At 51.1% G+C, this 19,690-nt stretch carries 25 protein-coding genes and 2 tRNA genes; 1 reads left to right on the plus strand and 26 read right to left on the minus strand.

Going from position 1 to position 19,690, the window contains the following annotated elements; genetic code table 11:
- Positions 1-9: 9 nt before the first annotated feature.
- From Q3F21_RS06160 to Q3F21_RS06245, 18 genes are all read right to left on the minus strand, one after another.
- Entirely contained in the window at positions 10-861 is an 852-nt protein-coding gene (locus Q3F21_RS06160; protein ID WP_340250595.1) for a menaquinone biosynthesis protein, read from the minus strand.
- A gap of 4 nt (positions 862-865) precedes the next feature.
- Positions 866-1,462 (minus strand): UbiX family flavin prenyltransferase, encoded by a 597-nt coding sequence (locus Q3F21_RS06165; RefSeq protein WP_340250597.1) that lies wholly within the window; start codon positions 1,460-1,462, stop codon positions 866-868.
- Entirely contained in the window at positions 1,459-2,328 is an 870-nt protein-coding gene (locus Q3F21_RS06170; protein WP_340250599.1) for a UbiA-like polyprenyltransferase, read from the minus strand. Before Q3F21_RS06170 ends, Q3F21_RS06165 begins: the two co-directional genes overlap by 4 nt.
- 42 nt (positions 2,329-2,370) lie before the next feature.
- Complete coding sequence (locus tag Q3F21_RS06175) at positions 2,371-3,090, minus strand: demethylmenaquinone methyltransferase (RefSeq protein ID WP_340250600.1); 720 nt, start codon at positions 3,088-3,090, stop codon at positions 2,371-2,373.
- Between the two features lie 6 nt (positions 3,091-3,096).
- Positions 3,097-3,930: a heptaprenyl diphosphate synthase component 1 gene (locus Q3F21_RS06180; protein ID WP_340250601.1), complete on the minus strand. Its 834-nt coding sequence runs from the start codon at positions 3,928-3,930 to the stop codon at positions 3,097-3,099.
- Positions 3,931-4,033: 103 nt separating this feature from the next.
- The gene (locus Q3F21_RS06185; RefSeq protein WP_340250602.1) at positions 4,034-4,549 is read right to left on the minus strand and encodes a hypothetical protein; all 516 of its coding nucleotides are present in this window, start codon (positions 4,547-4,549) and stop codon (positions 4,034-4,036) included.
- 43 nt (positions 4,550-4,592) lie between these two features.
- On the minus strand, positions 4,593-4,835 hold the full coding sequence (mtrB, locus tag Q3F21_RS06190) for a trp RNA-binding attenuation protein MtrB (protein ID WP_340250603.1): 243 nt from the start codon (positions 4,833-4,835) through the stop codon (positions 4,593-4,595).
- A gap of 40 nt (positions 4,836-4,875) precedes the next feature.
- The gene (locus tag Q3F21_RS06195; RefSeq protein ID WP_340250604.1) at positions 4,876-5,550 is read right to left on the minus strand and encodes a lytic transglycosylase domain-containing protein; all 675 of its coding nucleotides are present in this window, start codon (positions 5,548-5,550) and stop codon (positions 4,876-4,878) included.
- Between the two features lie 162 nt (positions 5,551-5,712).
- Positions 5,713-5,789: transfer RNA gene (locus Q3F21_RS06200), tRNA-Pro, on the minus strand.
- A gap of 244 nt (positions 5,790-6,033) precedes the next feature.
- Entirely contained in the window at positions 6,034-7,377 is a 1,344-nt protein-coding gene (locus Q3F21_RS06205; protein WP_340250605.1) for an MFS transporter, read from the minus strand.
- 628 nt (positions 7,378-8,005) lie between these two features.
- Positions 8,006-8,082, minus strand: a tRNA-Pro gene (locus Q3F21_RS06210).
- 76 nt (positions 8,083-8,158) lie between these two features.
- Positions 8,159-8,719 (minus strand): GTP cyclohydrolase I FolE, encoded by a 561-nt coding sequence (gene folE, locus Q3F21_RS06215; RefSeq protein ID WP_340250606.1) that lies wholly within the window; start codon positions 8,717-8,719, stop codon positions 8,159-8,161.
- Positions 8,720-8,893: 174 nt separating this feature from the next.
- Positions 8,894-9,166: an HU family DNA-binding protein gene (locus Q3F21_RS06220; protein WP_003387097.1), complete on the minus strand. Its 273-nt coding sequence runs from the start codon at positions 9,164-9,166 to the stop codon at positions 8,894-8,896.
- 237 nt (positions 9,167-9,403) lie between these two features.
- On the minus strand, positions 9,404-10,882 hold the full coding sequence (spoIVA, locus tag Q3F21_RS06225) for a stage IV sporulation protein A (protein WP_340250607.1): 1,479 nt from the start codon (positions 10,880-10,882) through the stop codon (positions 9,404-9,406).
- A gap of 172 nt (positions 10,883-11,054) precedes the next feature.
- A complete protein-coding gene (locus Q3F21_RS06230; RefSeq protein ID WP_340250608.1) occupies positions 11,055-11,783 on the minus strand; it encodes a hypothetical protein in 729 nt (242 codons plus the stop codon).
- Between the two features lie 18 nt (positions 11,784-11,801).
- Complete coding sequence (locus Q3F21_RS06235) at positions 11,802-12,146, minus strand: 2Fe-2S iron-sulfur cluster-binding protein (protein ID WP_340250609.1); 345 nt, start codon at positions 12,144-12,146, stop codon at positions 11,802-11,804.
- A gap of 16 nt (positions 12,147-12,162) precedes the next feature.
- Positions 12,163-12,459 carry a 2Fe-2S iron-sulfur cluster-binding protein gene (locus Q3F21_RS06240; RefSeq protein ID WP_340250610.1) on the minus strand — a complete coding sequence of 99 codons (297 nt, stop codon included), beginning with the start codon at positions 12,457-12,459 and terminating at the stop codon, positions 12,163-12,165.
- 14 nt (positions 12,460-12,473) lie between these two features.
- Positions 12,474-12,662: a DUF2768 family protein gene (locus Q3F21_RS06245; protein WP_340250611.1), complete on the minus strand. Its 189-nt coding sequence runs from the start codon at positions 12,660-12,662 to the stop codon at positions 12,474-12,476.
- 138 nt (positions 12,663-12,800) lie between these two features.
- Here Q3F21_RS06245 and Q3F21_RS06250 point away from each other — a divergent pair, with 138 nt between their 5' ends.
- A complete protein-coding gene (locus Q3F21_RS06250) occupies positions 12,801-13,289 on the plus strand; it encodes a hypothetical protein (RefSeq protein ID WP_340250612.1) in 489 nt (162 codons plus the stop codon).
- 118 nt (positions 13,290-13,407) lie between these two features.
- On the opposite strand, the gene Q3F21_RS06255 is transcribed toward Q3F21_RS06250, so the two are convergent.
- The 8 genes from Q3F21_RS06255 to fni all read right to left on the minus strand — a co-directional run bounded on the left by Q3F21_RS06255 (position 13,408) and on the right by fni (position 19,681).
- Positions 13,408-13,680 (minus strand): stage VI sporulation protein F, encoded by a 273-nt coding sequence (locus Q3F21_RS06255; RefSeq protein ID WP_340250614.1) that lies wholly within the window; start codon positions 13,678-13,680, stop codon positions 13,408-13,410.
- Between the two features lie 78 nt (positions 13,681-13,758).
- Entirely contained in the window at positions 13,759-14,787 is a 1,029-nt protein-coding gene (locus tag Q3F21_RS06260; RefSeq protein WP_340250616.1) for an NAD(P)H-dependent glycerol-3-phosphate dehydrogenase, read from the minus strand.
- A gap of 35 nt (positions 14,788-14,822) precedes the next feature.
- Positions 14,823-15,428 carry a glycerol-3-phosphate 1-O-acyltransferase PlsY gene (gene plsY, locus Q3F21_RS06265; protein ID WP_340250617.1) on the minus strand — a complete coding sequence of 202 codons (606 nt, stop codon included), beginning with the start codon at positions 15,426-15,428 and terminating at the stop codon, positions 14,823-14,825.
- 15 nt (positions 15,429-15,443) lie between these two features.
- Positions 15,444-16,757, minus strand: a complete 1,314-nt coding sequence (gene der / locus Q3F21_RS06270; protein ID WP_340250618.1) for a ribosome biogenesis GTPase Der — start codon at positions 16,755-16,757, stop codon at positions 15,444-15,446.
- Positions 16,758-16,811: 54 nt separating this feature from the next.
- On the minus strand, positions 16,812-16,994 hold the full coding sequence (locus Q3F21_RS06275; RefSeq protein ID WP_340250620.1) for a capping complex subunit for YIEGIA: 183 nt from the start codon (positions 16,992-16,994) through the stop codon (positions 16,812-16,814).
- On the minus strand, positions 16,984-17,901 hold the full coding sequence (locus Q3F21_RS06280; RefSeq protein ID WP_340250622.1) for a YIEGIA family protein: 918 nt from the start codon (positions 17,899-17,901) through the stop codon (positions 16,984-16,986). The genes Q3F21_RS06275 and Q3F21_RS06280 overlap by 11 nt, the downstream gene beginning before the upstream one ends.
- Positions 17,902-17,907: 6 nt before the next feature.
- Entirely contained in the window at positions 17,908-18,546 is a 639-nt protein-coding gene (locus Q3F21_RS06285; RefSeq protein ID WP_340250624.1) for a YphA family membrane protein, read from the minus strand.
- Between the two features lie 64 nt (positions 18,547-18,610).
- Positions 18,611-19,681, minus strand: coding sequence for a type 2 isopentenyl-diphosphate Delta-isomerase (gene fni / locus Q3F21_RS06290; protein ID WP_340250626.1), 1,071 nt, complete (start codon positions 19,679-19,681; stop codon positions 18,611-18,613).
- Positions 19,682-19,690 lie beyond the last annotated feature (9 nt).

Consider the following 19,690-nt stretch of genomic DNA (forward strand, 5'->3'; position numbering starts at 1 on the left):
TATTTTCGTTCAACGTAGTTTTTGCCGTCCGGACTTCTCCCACACTTCCACAGCAACCGGCCCCGGAAGCAGCCCCTGCTCCGCCGCACAGCGGTAGTAATACTCCAGCCCTATTCTTTGCTCATCGCCAAAGACGTGCTGAAGCCCTTGAAAGTATTGACGCCAATCAGCTTTTTCTCCGCCGTAATGAGCATGAACGTACTCGATCAACGGTTCCGGATTGCTCAGATGCTTCTGTTTGCTCTCCAAAAAGGCGCTGTGCACTTCGCCAAGCAGCTCGGCGTGTTCGGCCAAAACCGCTTTGCGGACGGCCCACAACGCAAAGGTCATGGAATATCCGGTGAAGCGATACCAAAGCTCGCCAAGATCGTAAATCATATAAGGAACGCGCTGGCGAATGGCCATGATCGCGTCGTCTCCGATCAGCAGTGCCGCATCGGCGTCACGCATCATATCTGCCAACACAGGCGCTTGCATGGAGTAAGAGACATGCAGCCCGTAAAACTTTTGCAGGATCACTTTCAGCAAATTGATAGAAGTAGCCGAAGTATTCGTCAAGGCGATGAGCGCTTCATCCAGTTCTTCGATCGGCTTTTTGCTGAACAGGAAGATCGAGCCGACTCGTCCCTTGGCGCTGACTGACAGGTCTGGCAGCACCAGGTAATCCGCTGCGTGCTCCGCGTAGCTGAACGAAGAGATGGGGCCAAGGTCAATTTCGCCGCGTGCCATCGCTTCATTCAACTGGGCAGGAACCTGCCTGACAAACGATATCCGATCTTCAAAACGTAATTGGTCGAAATGAAAATAGACAGGGAGTGTGTTGGTGTATAAAATTTGCCCAATGCGCAAGGACTTTTGCATGTTCTTATTCCCCCCAGCGTCGAAACAAAGCGTGCGGGACATCCAGCGCGTCCAGGGCTTTGCCTACGACAAAATTGACAAGATCATCCATGGTCTGCGGTTTTTGATAAAATCCCGGCATGGCCGGCAAAATTTTGACGCCGAGCCTGCTCAGCCGAAGCATGTTCTCCAGCTGGATCGCATTTAATGGCGTTTCCCTGGGAACGAGCACGAGCTTGCGCCCTTCTTTCAGCATCACATCGGCAACACGCTCCAGCAGATTGCCGGAGGCTCCGTGAGCAATGCCGGAGAGGGTTCCCATCGAGCAAGGCACGACTATCATCCCTTGGCAGCGGTAAGACCCGCTTGCGGCAGGACAATTAAAATCGCGCAAGCCCCAGTAACGCAGCTCTCCGGGAAAATCCTGCTGGAATTTTTCCGCCAGCAGGCTCTCCCGATTTTCCGTATTCCAGTCCAGCTCGTCGTGAAACACCTGCCAGCCTGCCTCCGTCACCATTAAGTGTACGGTGTGTCCGCATCTCAAGAGCTCCTGAACGAGCCTCACCCCGTATATCGCGCCGCTTGCACCTGTGATTCCAACAGCCCATGCTTGCGTACTCATGATATCACCAGATCAAGCATGGTAAAAGTAAACATGACCATACTCAAAATCCCGTTCATGTTGAAAAAGGCTACGTCGAGCTTGGACAAGTCTGTCGGCTTCACCAGGCTGTGCTCGTACAGCAAAATCGCGCCCGAGATCAAAACACCGACCAAAAACCAAATCGACAAATCCGCAATCATGTACAGCGACAAAAGCCCGAAGAACGTAATCACATGACAGCCTCTGGCGATCATCAGTGCCTTGCCGATGCCAAACCGGCTTGGCATGGAGTACAGTCCTTCCTTGCGGTCAAAATCTGTATCCTGACAGGCGTACATAATATCAAATCCGGCGGTCCAGAACAGCACGCTGATAAACAGCAGAAGACCGGTGCCGTCTACCTGGCCTGTCGTTGCCACCCAACCGCCCAAAGGCCCAAACCCGATTGCTACGCCCAGCACGAAATGGCAGAGCCAGGTGAAGCGTTTCGTATAGGAGTACAAAATGAGTACAAAAACAGCCAAAGGCAGCAGTTTTACAGCAAGAGGATTCAGTTGAAAAGCCGCAAAAAACAAAACGGCAAAGGACACGACAATAAAGATGACGACTTCCGCAATCGAGATCAGACCGGCAGGAATCGCCCTGTTCGCGGTTCGCGGGTTCTTCGCGTCGATGAAACGGTCAATCAATCGATTCAGCGACATGGCGGCGCTTCGTGCGCCTACCATCGCAACAGTCACCCATAAAATTTCCATCCAGGTCGGCCAGGTTTGCTCTACTACAATATTACCCAATACCGCACCCATAAAAGCAAACGGCAGAGCAAAAATGGAGTGCTCGAATTTAATCATTTCCAAGATAATTTTTAATTTACGGAGACTCACAACATACACTTCCTATCCACTGAAGAGATGCCCGAAGAAAGATCAGGGCTTGGTCCCGATATGGAGTGCAGCCACTCCGCCCATGAACAATTTTACTTCAACCGGATCAAGGCCTGCCTGCTGAAACATGCGGGCAAGCTCGCGGCTATCGGGAAAGTTGGTTAGTGATTGCGGCAGCCAGGCGTACTCCTCATACTTGTTCACAGTCCATTTGGCGATCAGCGGCAAAATCTTGTAGAAATACAGGTAAAAAAGCTGGCGATACGGATAAAAAGGAGGCTTGGACACCTCCAATGATACGACTTTGCCACCGGGCTTGACGACTCTCGCCATTTCTTTTAAAACGGTTTGGATATCGGGAACGTTCCGGAGCGCGAACCCGATCGTTGCAAAGTCAAAGGAGTTATCCTCATAGGGCAGTTTCATGGCGTCGCCGTTCACCAGCTGTACGACCTCGCCGACGCCCCGCTGCTCGACCTTGTATGCGCCTACATCCAGCATGTTCTGGCTGAAGTCAAGCCCGACGACGCGGCCATCCTTGCCGACGGCATCGGCCAGCGCAATCGTCCAGTCACAGGTGCCGCACGCCACGTCGATCGCGGCTTGTCCCGGCTTGATGCCCATGCGTTTCATCGTGTAGTTTCGCCAGGCCACATGGCTGCCAAAGCTGATGACATTGTTCATTTTGTCGTACTGATCCGCAATGCTTTCAAACACGTGATGCACGTATTGCGCTTTTTCATTCATTTGTGTCTCGCTCACTTATCATCACATCTCCTCAATAACCCGTTTCAAACGATTGACACGGTGAGAATATCGCGATGTAAACCAAGCGAGCACGTCCTGGGCTTCGGTCTGGTGCAAGGTTCGCAACAGCTGTTCGCACATGCCGATCAGTTCAGTGGCTTTCGTTTCGATCCCGGCCACCACCTGAGCAAGCGTCGCACCTGGTTTTTGCAGCAAAAAACGAGCCAAGCCGGCTGGAGCCTGATCTTGCCACTTCAACTGTTCCCATTCGGCTATCATGCTCTCGACCGTCGCCGTGTCCTTTAGCAGCGATGTCCAGAAGCGGCGGTCTTCCTCCGACTCGGCATACTTGTCAACCATAGCTACGTACAAGCCCGTATCAATCACTGTCCGCAGCTCCATATACGCTTCAGATGACAATTTCCCTTCTTTTTCCGCCAGATAGAGCTTCATCTTGGCCTCGTTTACATGCTGAATGGCATCCGCCAGGACGCGAATGGCTTCAACTTCACCGGCATGAGCGAGCAATTGGTAGTAGCGGCTGCTGTAATAATCGCCTGCCAAAACAGTTAATTGCCTGTTCCGTTCTTCCACTAGTGTATCGCCATAAGCATTTTTGACAGTTTCATGCATGTCCAATCCTAATTGCATGAGGCCGGTTGTAATTGAGAACGTCCGTGCGCGTTCCTTGCCCATTCCCCGATTCAACAAAAAAAGGTACAACAGCGCAAGGCGATTCTCCGCCATTGCTGGTACGTCTACGTATTGTTCTACATAGGAAATGGACATTCGCTGGTAGATCTGATCGATAATAACACGGATCTCGTCTATGAATGGGTTTTTTTCTTTGCTCATGCGTCCTCCTCCACAACCTGGTCATTACCTGTTCCGTTCGGTTTCATGCTTTTACCGATTGTCGGCAAAATACCATCCCTACCATCATACCATACTTCACCCGTCAAGGACTAACTCTCTCATAAAAATAAGGCTCCACCCGCACCGGGAATCTTGCCTTGACGTATGTTTCATAATCGGCTACTTCAGTTGGAGACACCGCGTAGGCGGACCGATCCGGACGATTCGCTTCGATTGCTACGAGCAGTTTGCTCGCCTTTTCTCGCTCCTCTTTTTCCAGCAAGCGAAAATATACATGCTGCACATTACCGGTTAATCGAAACAAATCGTAAGTCACAGCGTAAAAATCGTGAAACACGCGATTTGCGTCCAATCGATCTTTTGGATGTACCGCCAGATCGACAAAAACCGACGGATTTTCCCATTTTACACGCTTAATATTATAATGAGTCGATAGGAATGTAAATAAATCCACTACATTTTGTTCGCTCAGTTCTACCGGCCTGGCGGCTTGAAAAGCAGGCACATCCACCTGTTTCCACGACAGCGTCGGAACCCAAGAGAGCATGGCGGCCAAGAATGCGGATACGGCAATGGCGACAAACAGTCTGCGCGGCATAGACATCCCTCCTCACCACCATTGTACAAATAAAAAAAGCAGGCTATGCCTGCTTTTCATCCGATGTATCGATAATCCCGTGATGCGTATAGATCACTGCTTTTCCCCTTACCTTAATCGCAGAGGTATGCTCGGTAAACTGGGCCAGCATGACCTCGCCCTTGTCCAATTTCTCCGTATGATGGAAACGAGTGTCGGAACCTCTGGTCAACCCGATCACGTGAACCCCGTTTTCTTTCGCCTTTACTACAAAGTATTCTTGCTGTCCATTCGGTGATTGTGCCACCTAAGCTCCTCCTAACTGGCAACGCTGTTGTTTTTCGTTTCTAGGATGTCCCACCCGGTTCCAAGCGTTTCATGATCTTGTCTACGTATCTCTGGGTTTCCTGAGGAAGAAGCTCGTATTTTTGCTCCAGTTCTTCATCCGTATCAATACCCAGGCGGCTGATTCGGCCAGGACCGGCATTGTAAGCGGCCAGCGCCACTTTTACATTGCCGTCGTACCGGTCGAGCAAACCTCGCAAGTATTTTGTCCCGCCAGCCAAATTGTCTTCCGGACTATAGACGTTGCGCACGTGCAACGATCTGGCTGTCGCGTCCATCAACTGCATCAAGCCTTTGGCCCCTGCCCGAGAGACGGCGTTCGGATTGAAGTTGGATTCTGCGCGAACTACTTCGCGAACAAGATTCTCATCCACACCATGCTTGCGTGCGACCTGACTGATCTTGTCCAGGATGCCTTGGACGTTCTGTGGTGTTTGACTGCTCGATTGCGCGGTGTATGTATCGGAAGCATCACCAAAATTCCAGTCTGTTGAACCATCAAGCTCTGCCAATATCTGCTCGGCGCGAATAACCCTTTGACCGTTTGCAAGCTCTGCTTGAAGAATATCTGAAAAAGGCATCTCTGCCGCAGGCACGTAGGAACCAGGCGAGCTTTCGCTCAGATCATAGCTGTTGATTGCCGACAGATAGGGTTGAATAAGCGGTGACATCTTCATCAGTGAACAACCTTTCTGCTTGTCTTTCTACTTATCATATTATAGGGAAGAAAAAAAAGGAAGCCAATAGGCATTTTTGTCTGACAGAAAAAAAGAAGCCCAACTGATCGGCATTCGATCAGCGGCTTCTTTTCAACGAGAATTGAGAATCTCGTGTACGTATGGTCGGAATGCAGGGATTTGAACCCTGGACCTCACCCACCCCAAGGGTGCGCGCTACCGGGCTGCGCCACATCCCGAAGTTTCATGCAAATGTCTTAACAAAATGGATTGGAGCAAAGTCTAAAACGATTCGTGCTTGCCGTCACCTTTTCCGAGCTTCATTCTATCATACAGCCCACCGCTCATGCAAGTAAAAAAGCGTACCTGATTTGATCCGCTGGTACATCTGCTATGTTGGCCGACTGCCAAACCTACAACCTGTACCAAAAAGAGCCGGCCAAGGAACGCAAATAAAAGCGCGTTTGACCGGCTCGTCATTCTTTATTTCCCTATTACAGCATTCGCTTCTCTTTCTTGCTCCGGCATGCTGCCGATTGCCTCTTTATCCGAGGTGTGCGCCTGCCCGATCAAACTCCGCATGGAAACGACGATACCCAGCATCGCAACAACCAGCAGCCCCGCCAATATGAGATAGCCCACTGCTGCGCCGATCGAATCGATCAGGACAGTGAACAGCGCGATGAGCAGCAGTCTCATCAGCATACCGATCGATTTTAAAAAGCTCATGACCCTCCCCATAAATCGGTTGGGCACCAGCTCCATATACAGGGTTTGTCGGATAAGCCGAGTCGAAACGTTGCACCAGCCCAAAAAGGCAGAAAGGAGCACAAATATCCACGCTTTTGGTATCGCTACCGTCAGAATCAGAGCGGCCGCCATCAGCAAAAAGGCAAATACCATATACGGAAATTCACCAAGCTTCCGGCAAATCAAAGCAACCGCCATACCTGCCACTACAGCACCAAATGAATACGTAACCTCTCCTAGTGAATAAATCTTCACATCGCCTCCCAATACTTGGCTGACGAAGACGGGGTTGAGAAGGTTCACCAGCAAAACAGCTATAAATGGCATAAGTGCGGAAATTCCAAACATTAAGAAGCCTGGCCTTCCCTTGATGTAGAGCCAGCTCTGCCGGAATTGATCCACCCAAGTTGTCCGAGGCTCCTGTTTCCCTTGTCGTTCCAGAGCCGAAACATAGCGTATTCCTGACAGCATCTGAAAGGCAGCCAAATAGGTCAATGAATTGAGCAGCAGTACCGCATGCAGTCCGAACTTCTCCAGAAGCAGACCGGCTAACGCACCAGCCAACACCAGTGCTGTTTGGTTTTCGATCTCCAGCAAAGAGTTGATCGCGTTGTAATGCTTTTTGTCGAAGGTCTCCTGTACGAAGGCAGCTTGCGCTGGCTCGTGAATCTGAAACATGAACGTTGCGGCCAAAAAAATAAAGACCATTATCCATTCATGATAGGAATTCCAAAACCCCCATGCCGTCAAAATGGCCAGAACCGTAAAACCTCCCAGCTGTTCTATCTGCAGAATCGCCTTGCGGGAAAAGCGGTCAATCAATGTACCCGAATAAGGTCCGATGAGAAACGCCAACACAGAGGAAACAAGCATCGTGGTACCAAGCAAGCTGGCGGAACCTGTCGATTCAACCAGGTACCATGAAATCCCAATCATCGTCATTCCCTGTCCAAAGCCGGAAAACAAATTAGAAAAGAACAGCCTGCAAAAATTCCGATTGCCAAAAACCTCTCTCACACCGGTCACTCCTTCCGTTTTTTGGGCTGATGGGGATTTAGGAGCGATCCCCTTTTTCATGCCCTAATAAAAACAGTAAGGAGCCTGATTATCGGCAAGAGTTCTCTCTTAACGATAATCAGGCTCCCATATAGTCCGTGGACTCAGTCAATTGTAAAAGGTAAGTATAAATCGATTTTTTTGTGTGGAAATCCCCAGTGTTCAAAAAAAGGAAGCCCGAAACCTGCTTTGCTTGAACCATGTCCGACCCATGTATCCATCTCCGTTTTCGAGTTGGACTACTCCTCTTTTTCCTCAAAGGAGATGATGCCAAATCGAACTTTGGATGGCAGTCTGTCAACATGCAAATACTGGTAAGCATGGATTACATCAGGAACATATGCTGTGGAGATCATAACCGCCCTCATGTTGGCAGTTTCGGCACACGGGTCTAAAACGCATGTGTTCCCCTCCCGTTTCTTTCAGATTATACCAAAAACAACGGGACCGTTCTAATTCTATGAAGATATGTTTTTGTCCCTTGCGAAAAATAAAAAACACCTCTCTATGATCGTGCTGATCGGCGAGAAGCGTTCCTGTTAGTATTACACACACTTGCATATCCGGCTTGCAACCCGGAATATTTGAAGATACAGTTATGTACTTTCATTCATCTACGTCAAAGATCGTTAACGCATCATGTATCGAATGGTCGGAATGCAGGGATTTGAACCCTGGACCTCACCCACCCCAAGGGTGCGCGCTACCGGGCTGCGCCACATCCCGACTGTACATCAATACTATACAGAATTTTAGTTAGACTGTCAAGAAATTTTTTCCTTACATCCACCAAGCCTTCGCTCTACTTGATCAGACTGAACACTTCGGCCCGTGCCGCAGGGTCGTTGGCAAAGATTCCCCTCACAGCTGAAGTGACTGTCTTGGACCCGGGCTTCCTCACTCCGCGCATCGTCATGCACATATGCTCAGCTTCCACGACAACGACTACTCCGTGAGGGTCCAGCTTGCGGACAATGGCATCCGCTACCGTGGCCGTAATCCGCTCTTGCAGCTGCGGCCTGCGTGCGACTGTCTCGACGGCGCGAGCCAGCTTGCTCAGCCCGACGACACGACCTCCGCGAGGAATGTAGGCAACATGCGCTTTCCCGAAAAACGGAACCAGATGATGTTCACACATGGAATAAAACGGGATATCTTTGACGAGCACCATCTCCTCGTGGTCTTCGCTAAAGACGGTCTCGAAATACTTCTCTTCATCTATGACAAGGCCCTCGAATACTTCCGCATACATTTTCGCTACGCGCTTCGGTGTGTCCAGCAAGCCTTCACGATCTGGATTTTCACCAATTGCTTCCAGTATCATGCGGACGGCTGACTGAATCTTCTCTTGATCGACGTTCATTCTCGTACCTCCTTTTCACACAGCGAAACAAGCCCATCTTATCACATTACCTCGGAAAAGACAAAACGAATCGTGCATATGAAGCACTTTGCTTAAAAGGCCCAAAAACATGAAAAAATCCACATTTATTCAATGTGGATTTTTATGTAAGTGATGCGTTAACTGACGTAACGATTACTTGATAGAGTCCTTGAGTTGTTTGCCAGGTTTGAAGGCAGGGACTTTGCTGGATGCGATTTCGATTTCTTCACCAGTTTGCGGGTTACGGCCTTTACGAGCCGCGCGCTCGCGAACTTCGAAGTTACCGAAGCCGATCAGTTGGACTTTATCACCGTCTTTCAGCGCTTCAGCGATTGCATCGAGAACCGCGTCAACAGCTTTCGTTGCATCTTTCTTTGTGAGCTCGGTGGTCTCAGCCACTTTTGCGATCAGTTCTGTTTTGTTCATTTTGTTCACCTCCCCTCAATGACGGTTGAGTCGTAGGTATTACTTTTCTTTACCGAAACCCGGCGTTTTATACGCGATTGGGTGTTTTTACCGCTCTGACAAGCTTATAGTAATACACCGTCTTTGTAAATTCAAGCCCCCTGCTGTCGAATTTAAGCGAAATCCAAGAAAAAAAGGCTTCCCGTCATAGCGGGAGCCTCCTTTGCCTGTCTATATTCTAGTTCTTAATACCCATTTTTACAGGATGATCGCGATCAGTCCGCCTGAACCTTCGTTGATAATGCGGCCCAATGTTTCCTGCAGCTTGTATCGGGCATTGTCCGGCATCATCGTGATTTTCGCCTGGATTCCTTCCCTGACAATCGAATGGAGCGAACGTCCAAATATATCCGAATTCCAGATGGAGAGCGGATCTTTATCGAAATCCTGCATCAGGTAACGCACGAGTTCTTCACTCTGTTTTTCCGTTCCGATGATCGGGGCAAACTCCGATTCGACATCGACGCGGATCATGTGAATCGACGGTGCAGTCGCTTTCAGCCTCACTCCGAAGCGCGGCCCTTGTCGGATAAGCTCAGGTTCGTCCAAGGTCATCTCATGCAAGGACGGCGCCGCGATCCCGTAGCCTGTAGTACGAACCATATGAAGCGCTTCGGCCACCTGGTCGTACTCGCGTTTTGCATGAGCGAAATCCTGCATGATCGTCAAAAGGTGGTCTTTCCCGTTTATCTCCACACCCACGATTTCCATCAGAATGCGATCGTACAGCTCATCTGGCGCATACAGGTCAATTTCCGCTATGCCCTGGCCCATATGCATGCCGGCAAGCGAAGCCCGCTCTACAAAGTCGTAGTCATTAAAGAACCCTACGACCCTGTCAACATCGCGCAGGCGCCGGATGTCCTGTACGGTTTCCCTGACGGCTTCCTCGTAGTTTTGACGGAGCCAGTGTCCATTTTCCAGTACCATGACCCAACTGGGCAGATTCACGTTTACTTCATGAACAGGGAATTCAAACAGCACTTCTCTCATGAGCAGCAGTACTTCCTGCTCCGACATGTGGTCCACGGACAGAGCCAAGACCGGCACGTCGTATTTCTCCTGCAGCTCCAGCCGCAGGTTCTGTGTTTCTTCCGAGCGAGGCCGTGTCGAGTTTACCACGATGACAAAGGGTTTCCCCACTTCCTTCAGCTCGCTGACGACCCGCTCCTCGGCTTCAATATAGCCGGCCCTCGGAATTTCCGCGATACTGCCATCTGTCGTGACCACAATGCCGATGGTGGAGTGCTCCTGGATCACTTTTCGCGTTCCCACTTCCGCCGCTTCCTCAAAAGGCACCGGCTCTTCATACCAGGGAGTATGAACCATTCGCGGTCCGTTATCGTCCTCGAAGCCTTTGGCCCCTTGAACCGTATAGCCGACGCAGTCAACGAGGCGAACGTTGATGCTGAGCCCTTCTGTAACGTCTACCTGGACGGCTTGATTCGGAACGAATTTCGGTTCCGTAGTCATGATTGTTCGCCCGGAAGCGCTCTGCGGCAGTTCATCTGTTGCTCGAATTCTCTCTGCCTCCGAGTGAATGTTGGGGATGACGACCTGTTCCATAAACCTTTTGATAAAGGTCGATTTACCCGTGCGAACCGGGCCAACTACCCCCAGGTAGATATCCCCGCCCGTCCGTTCGGCAATGTCTTTAAAGATATCGACTCGTTCCACCATCGATGACCTCCTTCTATTTGTCTATTTTTACACTATGACCGTTTTTCCGAATTATCCCTGACCGCCAGTATTTTCCCGTGAATCTCGTACTAGAATCTTGGACAATACAAATATATGTGAGAATCGGTACCGTAGAACAAAAAAAGCAGCTCAACTTGAGCTGCCTCGTTCATGGCAATTTCAGCAATTTTGGTTCCCCATCGACCATTTCATAGGGGAAGGATTTCGCCGGGACAAACATGGACTCCCTAGCCATGACATATCTCGGGTCTGTCGCATTCGGTACTTCTGCCTTTGAATTTCGTAGGACGGTCGCAATGTCCGCCGCATAGTCAATCCCTACTTCTCCCTTTTCGTTCATCACCAAAGGCAAGAGGTAATTTCCTGCCGTGCCCGGAACCTGAACTTCCTTCATGCTCAGCTTCGAAAAGTCAATGGAATAGTAGCCGTTCCCGATGTCCGCTTTGACTGGCAGCTTTTCGTAATTTCGCTGGAAACGCATGACAGCTGCCTGAATGTCGGCCACCTTGCTGACGGAACCCAGATGAATCAATCTCACCGTAGGCTTCGTCTCCACATCGATCAGTACGTACATGTAGATGCCTCCCTTTTCAAAAGCATTGGCAGGGACGTCCGGCAAATATTTGGGCATCATTTTTCGAAAATCGATTTCATACTTCTCAAAGATCGGCGTATTGATATCCTTGGTCACGATTGGAAGCACGCCGGTATCCTTCTGAAACTGCTCTACAGCCTTTTGGGTGGCATCCAAATAAAATTCACTCGGTACCTGGTTTTCCAGCTTTTTTTCCTCTGGATACATGCAGCCGCCCAGCAGTGCCGAAATGGTCATCAGCACCGCGGCCAAAAGTACATTCCTTCGCATTTTTTGCAACATCTCTCGCTACCCCTCTAGCTACCATTCTTCTTCCTCAAGACGCTGCTTCTCCAGCGCCGCCTGTACGACTGACTTCCACTTGCTTTCCGGAATTCGCACCGTGCAATCCTTGTCCGTCACTTTTGTCTGACAAGCCAGCCGGATCGCGTTGCCCAGATCGGCCTCGGGCATCTTCCGCTTCTCCAGCGCACTAGGCTCGCTCACTTGCCCGCTCACGACGACCACCCGGCACATCAGGCAGGACGCATGCCCCCCGCATCTTTGCGGGATGACAATTCTGGCTGCCTTCGCCACGCTCATAATAGATTGGCCCGGCCTCGCTTTCATCGTCTTGCCTGCGGGCAAAAACGTTATCTTCGCCATATTATCCACTCTCCGGTCAATACGGACGGTGAGCCAGAGTAATCTTGCCCTCGTAAATCACTTTGATTTGACAGCCGAGCCGATACCCTTCGGCTCGCTCCGCTTTTCTCAAGCGAAGCTTTTCCGCCTCCGTAATGTCATTTAGGTGTTCCGCGCCCTCTTCAACAAGCGTTCGACACTGCGCGCATATTCCACGCTCACATGAATATCCCCAGCCCAGCTTCTGGGATTTTGCGATGGAAACGATTGTTTTCCCCAGCTCAAGAGGCACCTGATGCGTTCCTGATCGTGTATGTAATGTAAGTTTTTCCAATTCTGGACACTCCCCTACGCAAAAATGACGATGATGATCATGACGAAGGTCACCAATAGCATGAGAAAGCCAATCGTCTTCAACAAGAAGCGAACCAGGCTGTTAGCGGTTTTTCGTGCAAAAATCATCAGAAAATTGCAGATGAACATCAGGGCAATTGCCGCCAGGGAGATGTTCATCTTGGTCATCGGATCGATAGGCATTGTCTAGACAGCATCCTTTTCTCTTTAGGTTTTGCTTTATTATACCATACTTCCGGCATTCCACACTTTTTCATCTGAACCACGCACTAGACGCTCGCATAGACTATTCTGATGAATCCGCCCAATGGAGGGATACTGATGAGTACAAAAAAATGGCGCAATCCTTATGCCCCCATACCGAGCAAAAAGCTCAATGACCAAATAACGGATGTTTCTTTGGCCGTGACGCCAAAAAAAGTAGTGCAAACGGTCGATCTGCGGACATCCGTCTCAAAAATGCGAACCAATATCAAAGGAATCAGCAGCACGATCCGTCAAGTCGAAGAGACGATGGATACACTGTACGGTGCCATGGAGATGTTTGAGTCGCTCGGCAAGCGCAGCGCAAAAGGAAGCTCGTCAGAAAAAACCGCGGAAAAACCGGCGGAACGATCGGTTTCCAAAAAGCAAGCCGCAGAGAGCGCCCACGAACCTGAAGACGTTCGGGAAGAAGCGGAAAACAGCGGGTCAAACCCTTTGGCCAACATCGATATCGGACAGCTTCTGGGGCTTTTGCAATCTCCTCTCGTTCAAAACCTGCTGAATCAATCGGCAAACGGTTCGGCAAAACGAAAAAAAGAGGGATGATCTCCCTCTTTTTTTCTTGATCCTGCAGACCAGCCATGCCCCTGTAGAGCCATGATTGTTCCTAGTCATACTGTATGACAATTTGTCAAGCATGCAACGGGCATAACCGCCCATTTCTCTACGTGCGCAACAGCTTCGTCAGGGACTGTATGTCGTTTAGACTGATCTCCTGATTCTGGAACATTTCCACGATCTTGGTTTCCCGCTCTTCATCTATCGTTTTCCCGCTCATTGCAGCAAGCGTGCGAATGATTTGACGAAGCTTCGCTTCATCCTCAAAATCGCTTCGCTGGAATTGCCCCGCGAGCGAGCGCAGTTTCCCTTCATCCACTTTATCTGAACCCTGCTTTTGCAGCCTCTCCAAAAAACGGCGAGAAATGCTGTTACCCATCACCCTTAGCCCTCCTTGCGACATTTGGATTACACCATTAACGTATGTGCAGGAGCCTAAAAAGGTGAAGGGTTCAGGTCAGATACTATACGGGCCAAGGTATTCATTTTCGCGTGTGCGGCCGCGGCCCATCAATTCCTCCACCCCTTGACGGGGAGAAGTTCCCTCAAACAAGATCCGGTACAGGACGCTTGTAATCGGCATGCTTACGTTTTCCCGCTCGGCGAGGGCATGCGCGGCATTGGTCGTTCGCACGCCTTCGACGACCATCCCCATCTGTTCCAGCACCTGATCGAGCGGCTTTCCTTGCCCGAGCAAATACCCGGCCCGCCAATTTCGGCTGTGTTTGCTGGTACACGTAACGACGAGATCGCCAATCCCCGCAAGGCCGGCAAAGGTGAGCGGCATCGCGCCGAGCTGTATGCCCAGCCTCGTGATTTCAGCCAATCCCCGCGTCAGCAAAGCCGCCTTTGCGTTGTCTCCAAACCCCAATCCGTCCGACATCCCCGCTCCGAGAGCGATGATGTTCTTCAGTGCGCCGGCAATCTCTGCCCCGACCAGGTCCGGGTTCGTGTACACGCGGAAATAGTTGTTCATCAAAAGGTCCTGGGCCCGGAGCATATTCTCTTCGGAAGCGGACGCCACCACCACGGTCGTCGGCGATCGGAGGATAACCTCCTCCGCATGGCTCGGGCCGCTCAGTACGACGAGCCCTCTGGAGATCGCTTCCGACACCTCTTCACCGATCACCTCCGACATTCTCTTCAGCGTTTCCATCTCAAAGCCTTTCGTCGCGTGGATCAGCAATACGTCCGGTTCGAGATAGGGGGCCAGTTCCCGGGTCACCTGGCGCATGGCATGCGAAGGGACCGCAAGCAAGACGACCGGCTTCCCCTGCACCGCTTCTTTTATGTCTGTCGTCGCAACGATTTCCGAGGAAAGGCGAGTCTCCGGCAAATACTTCTCGTTCACATGCAATGTATTTACTTTCTCAGCCAGCTTTGCATCCCGCATCCACAAAGTGACATGGTGGCCGTTGTAAGCAAAAACGGATGCGAGGGCCGTTCCCCAACTTCCCGCACCAATAACTGCAACTTGTAAACTCAATAGTTCCCCCTCCACTTTGGATATTGTCTTGAAACTTATTTAAGCGGACGCTGGGCAGATTCCCCCAGCTTTCGTTCCTTGCCTGAGAGAAGATTTCGGATATTGTTGTAATGCCGAATGTAAGCGAAGATCGCTAATACCGTGCTCACCCATATAAATGCAGGCTCCTTGGAAAATACGTAAAGAAAGATGGGGAGCATGGTTACCAATACGAGTGAACCGAGTGAAACATAGCGCGTGATTGCAATAACAATAATCGTAATAATGACCGAAGTCAGAAAGGCAAGCGGAGAAAAGCCAAATGCCACACCTACTGTTGTGGCAATCCCTTTTCCTCCGCGGAATCCGAAAAAGACAGGCCAATTATGTCCAATGATGGCAAACAAGCCAGACAAAGCGTACGCCAGTGCATTGCCATCAGTCAACAAATGGGTAATTCCCATTGCGGCCAGACCTTTCAAAGCATCCAAAACCAACACGGTTATAGCCGGCCCCCTCCCCAGAACACGCAACGTGTTGGTAGCGCCGGCGTTGCCGCTGCCGTGCGAACGTATATCGATACCCGCAATTTTTTTGGCAATGAGATAACTGAAGCTGACTGACCCGATCAAATAACTGATCAGCAAGGACAAATACACCATGGTAGTTCCCTCTCCCTATGTTTTTTTGCGCGTCCAGATACGAATCGGCGTCCCTTCAAAGACGAACGCTTCCCGTATTTTGTTTTCTATATAACGCTCATAGGAGAAATGCATGAGTTCCGGATCGTTGACGAATAGGATAAAAGTAGGCGGTTTGACCGTCGCCTGCGTCGCGTAGTTGATTTTCAGGCGCTTTCCGCGATCCGATGGGGGCGGTGTCATGATCGTGGCATCTGTCACCAGATCGTTGAGAACCGACGTCGGGACCCTCATCGAATGGGCTTCCGCCACTTGGTTTACCTTTGGCAAAATGGTGTGAACGCGCTGTTTCGTCTTCGCCGACACGTACAAGATCGGAGCGTAGTCGAGGTATTTAAACTCTTCGCGGATCAGCTCCGTAAAACGATTCATGGTCTTGTCGTCTTTTTCGAGCGCATCCCATTTGTTCACGACGATAATGACGGCGCGCCCAGCCTCGTGCGCATATCCGGCAATTTTTTTGTCCTGCTCGATAATCCCCTCTTCCCCGTTCAGAACCACGAGTACCACGTCAGATTCCTCAATCGCACGCATCGCCCGCATCACACTGTATTTTTCCGTGGTCTCGTACACTTTTCCACGCTTGCGCATACCAGCCGTATCCACGAGAATGTACTGCTGTCCGTCGCGTTCAAACGGCGTATCAATCGCATCGCGCGTAGTTCCGGCAACGTCGCTGACAATTACGCGTTCTTCGCCGAGAATGGCGTTCGTCAAGGATGACTTGCCCACATTCGGGCGTCCGATGATCGAGACGCGGATGACGTCGTCTGCCTGGTCCTCTTCTTCCCTCGCAGGGAAGTGACGGACGACTTCCTCCAGGACATCTCCCAGTCCCAAACCATGGCTGCCGGATACGGGAAATGGTTCTCCAATACCCAATGTATAGAACTCGTATATCTCGGCACGCATTTCCGGATTGTCTACCTTATTGACGGCCAACACGACCGGTTTTTTCGTACGGTTCAGCATGCGCGCCAGCTCCAGATCGGCATCCGTCGCGCCTGTGCGGCTGTCCGTGACCATGATGATGACATCCGCCTCATCAATGGCAAGCTCGGCCTGATAACGCATTTGCGTCAGGATTTCGTCGGTCTCTCCGAATTCAATACCTCCCGTGTCAATCACGTGAAAATATTGATTGAGCCACTCGCCTTTCCCGTACAAACGGTCCCGGGTAACGCCTGGCTTGTCCTCTACAATGGCAATCCGTTCTCCGACCAATCGATTAAATATCGTGGATTTGCCCACGTTGGGTCTCCCCACAATGGCTACCACTGGCAATCCCATAGTTGACAACACTCTCTCTCGTATCTGTTTTTAACTAGACAATCATACCACACACTACTTGTGACTCACAATGATTAGGGTATCCTCATTCAACTCGTGTACCATGGCATTCAAAATTTTTTCCAGGGTAAAGGCCGTCTGCTGCATTTTTTCCTTGTCTTCCACCGCGAAAATGGGCGCTCCTCCAGCCACTTGCTCTTTTTTCGTCGTAACGATGGCCATAATATTACCCGCCATGAACGCCTCCCTCTGCCGCAGCCGGCGATTCAAGCGGCTTTCGGAACACACTTTCCAAGATCGGCACAGACTCGATCACGATTTTTGTCCGCTCGTGGTCAAGGACTTGGGGAAGCAAAAATACGCCCAAGCGCCCGCTTGACAGATCTCTTTTGATCAGCGGGGTCAGGGATGGCTCTCCCTCATCGGTGAACAGCCCCATTTGCACGGCAACATCATGCAGAATGGCCTGGCGCTGTCCGGGGTGAGCGATTGTGACGCTGGCATTCGCATCCTTTGGCACGAGGATAAACCCTACCCCGTGTTTCTTGATAATTTCCTGCGAATCGCGCAGCCCTACGTTCATTATATAAATATCGCCGACATACAAGTCTTTTCCATCGATTTTCACCTCCGCCGGCACTACCTCGACGATGTGGGACAGATATTTGCCCGACTTCAGCCATCTTGAGACAAGCAATGCTCCAAGCCCGGCCAATGCTCCTCCCCACCAGTTGAAGAAGACGGTGGCAAAGGTCGTGATCAGGGAAGTGAAGATCACCAGGTAGTTTCTGCCTTCGAACACCATGGCGATCCCTTCGATATAAGGACCTCCGCGGGGGATCATCTCCCGCTTGTCGATCTCGGTCAGAGTGGTCCGCTCCATGTTGCGCACGTCGCGAAACTGCTGGGCAGCGACCGTTAAAAAGGTTACCGCTGTGTAATTTTGTTTCAACAGGGCGGGAACCGCCACAGCTCCGAGAGCGGCGGCAATGACCCCAAGCGCGATGTGTATAATTTTGCCATGCGGATAGGTTGGATACTGCCGGTAGTCGGTCTGCAGCAAATAGACCCGGCAGACGATGCCGAACCCAATGCCTAAAGAGAGAGGGATTGCATATTCGTTGGAGAGCAGTTCTTGAAACAATGAGCATCACCTGTTCCTGTCTGAATTGGAAGTGTTCCTCCCCGCAAAGCGGAAGAGCAATCTCGCCAATGCCCAGCTTGCCGCACACACTCCCCACAGCGAGAACGCGCTCCATAAAAGATCGTGGGCATACTCGTTGCCGACTAGGCAGGAGCCCGTGAGCTTCCACTCGTAGAGCGAGTACAGCAAATCACTTAGGGACAAGGAAAGGAGGAGCAAGAACATCTGCGTCACTCCTGAACGACTGACTGTCAAAGCGGCGAAAACAGCACACACAGGCAGCATCCATCTCACATCCCATATCGCGAGAATCGGATCTGTGAAGAGCAGCCAGCGAAACCAGAACAGCACTGTCCCGACGCCTGCTCCGATAATCACGTACATTCTTTTGGGCCCGTTCTGCTGGCGCGAATAAAGCCATCCAGCGCAAAGAAAGGGCAGGATCGCTCCGCTGATGCTGACGCTTATGGCTGGAAAAACATAGAGCCGCCAGTTGACAAACGTACAGACTAGAAAAAGGGTCACTACTGCCAATGCTCCAGCTCTCTTGATCCCCCAGCGATGCAGCGCTCCGTCGAAAACACCCATCCAAATCAGGCAGAGGAAGCACCACTGGGTAAGGATCGCCAGCGTTCCGTCGTTCATGTTCATCTCCCTCTAGGTGCGGTTGTCTTCCCCAAGTATGCCTCATTTCTCTCGCTTTCATGAATCAGGAATCTCGCATGCCCTCTCTTGTTCTGGCGTAATTCTCTGGGATGCATCCACGGAGGCGGGCACGTTCTGCTGTTCTTCCGGTGACCAAGACAGGTACCCGCTGCAGCTCGGCGATAGATGCCGCCCCAAGCGCCGTCATGGCCACGCGGATCTGGTGATGCCAAAGATCGACTGTCTCCAGGCACTCCTTCAGCGACGTCGTCTGAACCAGCCGCAACAAAGAACCGGCCATGCCGACAGCGGCCGCTCCCAATGCAATTCCTTTGACTGCATCCAGCCCGTGACGTATTCCTCCCGTAGCGATAAAGGAGATTCCCCTTGATTGAAGGGCAGCAGACTCCAGCAGACTTTCCGGGGTGGTAAAGCCCCATTCCTCGAACATGGACATCGGCATGTGGTGGCGCCGGTTCTCAACCCTGGCGAAATTGGTGCCTCCCCTGCCTCCCACATCCATAATGGAAATACCGGCTTCCGCGAGTTTTTCCATACTTTCTCTGGACATGCCAAATCCGACTTCTTTGACAATCACGGGTACTCCCACCTGTTCATTGATCCGCCGGATGTTGTCCAGATACCCGCGGAAGTCGCGGTCTCCCTCCGGCATCAGCAGCTCCTGCATAACGTTGAGGTGAATCTGAATGCCGTTGGCCTCGATCATCTCTACGGCCTGCAGAGCCTGTTCAACAGTTGCTTCTGCTCCGAGATTTGCAAAGACGACTCCCGAAGGATTTTCGCGTCGCACGATCCGGTAGCTTTCTTTGACGGATGGATCGCGCAAAGCAGCCATCTGCGAGCCCACAGCCATGGCCAAGCCTCTTTCGCGGGCGATCTCGGCCAGCTTTTGGTTAATCGCAATGGTTGCAGCCGCGCCTCCGGTCATCGCATTTATCAGCAAGGGAGAAGCCAGATGAAAGGGAGGCAGGGAGGCAGCAAGATTGCAGTTGCCATAATGTATATTCGGTAAACTGTTGGGTACAAAGGATATGTCATCCCAGATCGTTTTCCTTTCCTCTCTGGACTCCATCGCAAACTGTATGTGGTCCATTTTCCGGCTCGAACGGTCCATGATTGCCTC

Source organism: Brevibacillus borstelensis (genome assembly GCF_037834415.1).
Classification (GTDB): domain Bacteria; phylum Bacillota; class Bacilli; order Brevibacillales; family Brevibacillaceae; genus Brevibacillus; species Brevibacillus borstelensis_A.

Bases quoted from the DNA above. Each gene is read 5' to 3' on its own strand.
- Q3F21_RS06285 (WP_340250624.1), bottom strand. From the start codon at position 18,546: ATGAACGACGGAACGCTGGCGATCCTTACCCAGTGGTGCTTCCTCTGC.
- Q3F21_RS06250 (WP_340250612.1), top strand. From the start codon at position 12,801: ATGAGTACAAAAAAATGGCGCAATCCTTATGCCCCCATACCGAGCAAA.
- Q3F21_RS06245 (WP_340250611.1), bottom strand. From the start codon at position 12,662: ATGCCTATCGATCCGATGACCAAGATGAACATCTCCCTGGCGGCAATT.
- plsY (WP_340250617.1), bottom strand. From the start codon at position 15,428: ATGGTGTATTTGTCCTTGCTGATCAGTTATTTGATCGGGTCAGTCAGC.
- fni (WP_340250626.1), bottom strand. From the start codon at position 19,681: ATGGACCGTTCGAGCCGGAAAATGGACCACATACAGTTTGCGATGGAG.
- Q3F21_RS06180 (WP_340250601.1), bottom strand. From the start codon at position 3,930: ATGAGCAAAGAAAAAAACCCATTCATAGACGAGATCCGTGTTATTATC.
- Q3F21_RS06255 (WP_340250614.1), bottom strand. From the start codon at position 13,680: ATGGGTAACAGCATTTCTCGCCGTTTTTTGGAGAGGCTGCAAAAGCAG.
- Q3F21_RS06185 (WP_340250602.1), bottom strand. From the start codon at position 4,549: ATGCCGCGCAGACTGTTTGTCGCCATTGCCGTATCCGCATTCTTGGCC.
- Q3F21_RS06275 (WP_340250620.1), bottom strand. From the start codon at position 16,994: ATGGCGGGTAATATTATGGCCATCGTTACGACGAAAAAAGAGCAAGTG.
- Q3F21_RS06235 (WP_340250609.1), bottom strand. From the start codon at position 12,146: ATGGCGAAGATAACGTTTTTGCCCGCAGGCAAGACGATGAAAGCGAGG.
- Q3F21_RS06165 (WP_340250597.1), bottom strand. From the start codon at position 1,462: ATGAGTACGCAAGCATGGGCTGTTGGAATCACAGGTGCAAGCGGCGCG.
- Q3F21_RS06230 (WP_340250608.1), bottom strand. From the start codon at position 11,783: ATGTTGCAAAAAATGCGAAGGAATGTACTTTTGGCCGCGGTGCTGATG.
- der (WP_340250618.1), bottom strand. From the start codon at position 16,757: ATGGGATTGCCAGTGGTAGCCATTGTGGGGAGACCCAACGTGGGCAAA.
- Q3F21_RS06195 (WP_340250604.1), bottom strand. From the start codon at position 5,550: ATGAAGATGTCACCGCTTATTCAACCCTATCTGTCGGCAATCAACAGC.
- Q3F21_RS06205 (WP_340250605.1), bottom strand. From the start codon at position 7,377: ATGAAAAAGGGGATCGCTCCTAAATCCCCATCAGCCCAAAAAACGGAA.
- Q3F21_RS06160 (WP_340250595.1), bottom strand. From the start codon at position 861: ATGCAAAAGTCCTTGCGCATTGGGCAAATTTTATACACCAACACACTC.
- Q3F21_RS06220 (WP_003387097.1), bottom strand. From the start codon at position 9,166: ATGAACAAAACAGAACTGATCGCAAAAGTGGCTGAGACCACCGAGCTC.
- folE (WP_340250606.1), bottom strand. From the start codon at position 8,719: ATGAACGTCGATCAAGAGAAGATTCAGTCAGCCGTCCGCATGATACTG.